This is a genomic window from Kitasatospora sp. NPDC047058, from assembly GCF_040643935.1.
Lineage (GTDB): Bacteria > Actinomycetota > Actinomycetes > Streptomycetales > Streptomycetaceae > Kitasatospora.
Genome location: NZ_JBEYVJ010000951.1, coordinates 1 through 1,083, shown reverse-complemented (window position 1 = coordinate 1,083; position 1,083 = coordinate 1). Strand labels below are relative to the sequence as shown.

Below are 1,083 nucleotides of genomic sequence, written 5' to 3'. Positions count from 1 at the left end.
CTCCACCCTCGCCATCGAGGACCTGATCGGCGAGCTGAAGGAGCAGTTCACCTGACGCTCGCGTGTTGGTCCGGGGCCTCAGGGGCGCGTGTTTCACCGGATGATCACGGCGGGTTCAGCCGCGTGCATGGTCGGGCCCACGCCTTCTGCGCGGCCCGCGGGGTCTATTCGGCCCAGGCGTGCTCCAGCAGGGCGCCGAAGGCGGCGGGCTCCCGCCCGATCAGCTCGGCCAGTGTCGGGTCGACGGTGGTGAACTCGCCGTTGCGTGCCGCTGCGAAGATGCTCACGATCAGGTCGGCGATCGGGGCCGGGGCGCCGTGCGCCAGTGTCTGCTCGCGGAAGGCGTGGTCGGGGACGACGGTGCGGGTGAACGGCCGCCCGGTGGCCCGGGCCGCGATCTCGGCGACGGCGTCGAAGTCGAGCGCGGCCGGTCCGGTGAGCGGCGGGGTCGGCCCCTCGAAGCGGCCCTCCTCCTCGGTGAGGATCGCCGCGGTGGCCTCGGCGAGGTCGTCGTGGCCGGTCCAGGCGACGGGGCCGTCGGCGGGGAGGGCGATGTCGCCGGCGAGGTCCTGGGCCTTGCGGGGGTCACGGACGCTGACGCCGATGTGGTCGGCGGGGACGCGGTCCAGGAGGCGTTCGACGGTACGGCGGCCGAGCTTCCCGGTGGCTCCGGTCACGATGATCATGGAAGTTCTCCCCATGTGTTTCCAGTGGAATCGTTACGATGGTAACACTGGAACTAACGATGGAATCAAGCGTCCGATATCATTGATTTCATGCCTCTTCGTAACACCGTCGACAGTCCCCGCCGCCGCATCGTCGAGGCGGCCGTCGGGCTGCTGGAGAGCGGCGGCCCGGACGCGGTGAGCACCCGCGCCGTCGCCGCCGCGGCCGGGATGCAGCCGCCGGCGATCTACCGCCTCTTCGGCGACAAGGAGGGGCTCCTCGAGGCCGTCGCCGAGCACGGCTACGCGCAGTTCCTGGAGAGCAAGCGCGCACAGCTCGACCCCGAGCCGCAGGACGCGGTGGAGGACCTGCGCCGCGGCTGGGACACGGTGGTGGAGTTCGGGATCTCCCGCCCCG

General features: G+C 71.3%; 2 protein-coding genes. One reads left to right on the top strand and one right to left on the bottom strand.

The genetic code is table 11. The features are described 5' to 3' along the window. Positions 1 to 164: 164 nt before the first annotated feature. On the bottom strand, positions 165 to 686 hold the full coding sequence (locus tag ABZ885_RS41875) for a hypothetical protein (RefSeq protein WP_360200550.1): 522 nt from the start codon (positions 684 to 686) through the stop codon (positions 165 to 167). Between the two features lie 90 nt (positions 687 to 776). Here ABZ885_RS41875 and ABZ885_RS41870 point away from each other — a divergent pair. Then, positions 777 to 1,083, top strand: a 307-nt coding sequence (locus ABZ885_RS41870; RefSeq protein ID WP_360200548.1) for a TetR/AcrR family transcriptional regulator, incomplete at its 3' end; no start/stop codon positions are given.

Excerpts from the sequence above, each read along its gene's own strand:
- ABZ885_RS41875 (WP_360200550.1), bottom strand. The coding sequence starts at position 686 with ATGATCATCGTGACCGGAGCCACCGGGAAGCTCGGCCGCCGTACCGTC.